4 protein-coding genes are annotated in these 3883 nt (G+C 69.1%); all 4 read left to right on the top strand.

Features of this window, described 5'->3' with window-relative positions; translation table 11 throughout:
* The first annotated feature begins 126 nt into the window (after positions 1-126).
* Complete coding sequence (gene pufL, locus FV222_RS19580; RefSeq protein WP_147751151.1) at positions 127-951, top strand: photosynthetic reaction center subunit L; 825 nt, start codon at positions 127-129, stop codon at positions 949-951.
* A 96-nt stretch (positions 952-1047) separates the two neighbouring features.
* Positions 1048-2028: a photosynthetic reaction center subunit M gene (pufM, locus tag FV222_RS19575; RefSeq protein ID WP_147751152.1), complete on the top strand. Its 981-nt coding sequence runs from the start codon at positions 1048-1050 to the stop codon at positions 2026-2028.
* On the top strand, positions 2025-3155 hold the full coding sequence (gene pufC, locus FV222_RS19570; RefSeq protein WP_147764215.1) for a photosynthetic reaction center cytochrome PufC: 1131 nt from the start codon (positions 2025-2027) through the stop codon (positions 3153-3155). Before pufM ends, pufC begins: the two co-directional genes overlap by 4 nt.
* A 551-nt stretch (positions 3156-3706) precedes the next feature.
* A complete protein-coding gene (gene ykgO / locus FV222_RS19565) occupies positions 3707-3832 on the top strand; it encodes a type B 50S ribosomal protein L36 (RefSeq protein WP_003601867.1) in 126 nt (41 codons plus the stop codon).
* Positions 3833-3883: the final 51 nt, after the last annotated feature.

Here is a 3883-nt window from a genome sequence, read left to right as displayed (position 1 = left end):
CCGGAAGGCCGTCCCGCGGGACGCCTCGCAACGACCGCGGCGGGCCGGAGGATCGATCCTCCCGCCCGCTGCGCCCGACGCCGACCGCCGCCCGACGGCCGCAGACCCATCCGGAGGCATTTCGCCATGGCGATGCTGAGTTTCGAGAAGAAGTACCGCGTCCGCGGCGGCACCCTCGTCGGCGGCGACCTGTTCGATTTCTGGGTCGGGCCGTTCTACGTCGGCTTCTTCGGCGTCACGGGCCTGTTCTTCACCCTGCTGGGCACGGCGCTGGTCGTCTACGGCGCCGCGCTGGGACCGACCTGGAACATCTGGCAGATCAACATCGCGCCGCCCGACATCAAATACGGGCTCGCGCTGGCGCCGCTCAAGGAGGGCGGCCTCTGGCAGATCATCACCTTCTGCGCGATCGGGTCGTTCTCGTCCTGGGCGCTGCGCGAGGTCGAGATCTGCCGCAAGCTCGGCATGGGCTACCACGTGCCCTTCGCCTTCTCGATGGCGATCTTCGCCTACGTCGTGCTGGTGGTGGTCCGCCCGTTCCTGATGGGCGCCTGGGGTTACGGCTTCCCCTACGGGATTCTCAGCCACCTCGATTGGGTTTCGAACACCGGGTACCAGTACCTGCACTTCCACTACAATCCGGCGCACATGCTCGCGGTGACCTTCTTCTTCACCACGACGCTAGCGCTCGCCATGCACGGCGGCCTGATCCTCTCGGCCACGAACCCCGCCAAGGGCGAGACCGTGAAGAGCCCCGAGCACGAGGACACCTTCTTCCGCGACACGATCGGCTACTCGATCGGCACGCTGGGCATCCACCGCCTGGGCCTGTTCCTGGCGCTGTCGGCCGGCTTCTGGAGCGCCGTCTGCATCGTGATTAGCGGCCCGTTCTGGACCCAGGGCTGGCCGGAATGGTGGGGCTGGTGGCTGAACCTGCCGGTGTGGCGCTGAGCGCATGAGAGACCCGGCCGCGCCCCGCGCGGCCGGCACGGGGACGGTGACGGCCGACACGTCGCTTGAAGAACGCTCCCGGAAAGGGCCGAGGCAATGGCGTACTACCAGAACATCATCACGCAGGTGCAGGTCCGGCCGATCGAACCGGAGCACGGCGTGCCGGTCGCGGTCGACGCCCGCTGGGGCACGCCGTTCCACAGCTACCTCATGGGGCTGATCGGAAACGCGCAGGTCGGCCCGATCTACATCGGCTACCTCGGCGCGCTGTCCTTCGCCTGCGGGCTGATCGCCTTCGAGATCATCGGCCTCAACATGTGGGCTTCGGTGAACTGGGACCCGATCCAGTTCGTGCGCCAGCTGCCCTGGCTGGCGCTGGAGCCGCCACGGCCGCAATACGGCCTGCGCATCCTGCCGCCGCTCAACGAAGGCGGCTGGTGGCTGATCGCCGGCTTCTTCCTCACCGCCTCGATCCTGCTGTGGTGGGTTAGGCTCTACCGCCGCGCCGCGGCGCTCGGCCTCGGCAAGCACGTGCCCTGGGCCTTCGCCTCGGCGATCTGGCTCTATCTGGTGCTCGGCTTCATCCGCCCGATCATGATGGGCTCGTGGAGCGAGGCGGTGCCCTTCGGCATCTTCCCGCACCTCGATTGGACGGCGGCGTTTTCGCTGCGCTACGGCAACCTGTTCTACAACCCCTTCCACATGCTTTCGATCGTCTTCTTGTATGGGTCGACGCTGTTGTTCGCGATGCACGGCGGCACGATCCTGGCGGTGAGCCGCTACGGCGGCGAGCGCGAAATCGACCAGATCGTCGACCGCGGCACCGCCACCGAGCGCGCCGCCCTGTTCTGGCGCTGGACCATGGGCTTCAACGCCACGATGGAATCGGTCCACCGCTGGGCCTGGTGGTTCGCCGTGCTGACGACGCTGACGGGCGGCATCGGCATCCTCCTCACCGGCACCGTCGTCGACAACTGGTACCTCTGGGCGGTCAAGCACGGGGTCGCCCCGTCCTACCCCCAGGTCTACGGCCCGATCGTCGATCCCTCCAGCGTCGCCCCCTCGGTGCACCCATGAGAACCATGCTCGCCGTCGCCGGCGCGGTCGCCGCGCTGTTCCTCACGATCGCCATGCTCGGCACCGCCGGCTGGACCCGCCCGCCGATGGCGCAACAGCAGACCGGGTTCCGCGGCACTGCGATGGACGTCATCGAGACCAAGGCGAACAAGGCCGCCAAGATCGAGGCCAACCAGGCGCCCGCGCCGGCCGACCCGGCCGAGCCCGGGGGCGAGAAGGCCTCGGCGGTCTACGAGAACGTCAAGGTTCTCGGCGACCTCTCCGCCGACAACTTCAACCGCCTGATGGCCTCGATGACCGAGTGGGTCGCCCCCGAGCAGGGCTGCACCTACTGCCACAACACCGAGAACATGGCCGACGACAGCCTGTACCAGAAGCGCGTCGCCCGGCGGATGCTGCAGATGGTCCAGCACATCAACTCGACCTGGAAGGAGAACCACGTCCACGAGGCCGGCGTCACCTGCTACACCTGCCACCGCGGCCAGCCGGTGCCGAAGAACATCTGGTTCGAGAACCCCGGCCCCAACGCCGGCCACGGCGTCATCCCGCGCAACAACGGGCAGAACGTCGCCAGCCCCCAGGTCGGCCTGACCTCGCTGCCCTACGGCGTCTACGCCGCCTTCTACGCCCACAAGAACACCCCCGAGGACGCGATCCGGGTCAACGCGACCTCGGCGCTGCCCGAGACCAAGGGCAAGCCGATCCAGGACGCGGAGAAGACCTTCGCGATCATGATCAGCATGGCGCAGTCGCTCGGCGTGAACTGCACCTACTGCCACAACACCCGCTCGGTGGCGGATTGGAGCACGAGCACGCCGAACCGGGTCGCCGCCTGGCACGGCATCCGCATGGTCCGCGACCTCAACGAGGACTACATGCTGCCGCTGTCCTCGACCCTGCCGCCGAACCGTCACGGCCCGATGGGCGACGTGCCGAAGATGAACTGCGCCACCTGCCACAACGGCGCCAACAAGCCGCTCAACGGCGCCCACGTGGTCGAGGCCTACCCGGAGCTCGCCGGGCCGGTCGCCTCCGCGGACATGCCCGCCGGCGTGCCCGTCCAGCCCGCGACGGCGCCCGCCGCGGCACCGGACCCGGCGATGCCGGCGCCCGCGCCGAAGCCCTGACACTCGCGGCCAGGGGGAGCCCCGGTCGAACCTCGCGATCCCAGGACGGCCGCCGGACACGGGTCCGGCGGCCGTTTTCGTTCGGAACGCTCGGGACCCTCTCCGGGCCGGCTTGCGCGCAGCCTTCCGGTGGTCGGCGGCGTCGAAGCGAGCGAGAACGCGGGGCTCGACCGCTCAGGATCGGATTTCGAACCGGGCGCTCCCGGATCGCGAAACCCACATCGTCATTCCGGGGCGCCGCAGGCGAGCCCGGGATCCGGAGCCGCCGGCAGCGCCATGCCCGGCACCGACGGCGGTCCTGGATTCCGGGTTCCGCTGCGCGGCCCCGGAATGACGGGATGGGATCACCACCCGTGCCATAAGTTCTGCGTTCAACTTCATCGGGAGCCCTGGGTCGGCCGCGGAACGCCTTGCCTCGCACGGGCGAATCCTGATATGGGGCCGCTCCTTCCGCGATGCGTCCGCCGCCATCGCCGTGCGCCCGCCAGGGCGTGCGATCCCGACACCCTTTCGATGGACGGCCGGTCCGACCCGCGCCGCGTGCAAGACCGATGAAGATTCGCAACTCCCTCAAGTCGCTCCGTGGCCGTCACCGCGACAACCAGCTCGTGCGTCGCAAGGGCCGGGTCTACGTGATCAACAAGACCCAGAAGCGCTTCAAGGCCCGCCAGGGCTGAGGCCCGCCGCCTCCGTCCGCGACGGGGGCCCGGACCGGGCGGCGCAGGCGC

It is taken from the genome of Methylobacterium sp. WL103, from assembly GCF_008039885.1.
In the GTDB taxonomy this organism is placed as follows: Bacteria; Pseudomonadota; Alphaproteobacteria; order Rhizobiales; family Beijerinckiaceae; genus Methylobacterium; species Methylobacterium cerastii.
The sequence above is the reverse complement of the archived record's forward strand: the minus strand, read 5'-3'. Positions and strand labels throughout refer to the sequence as shown.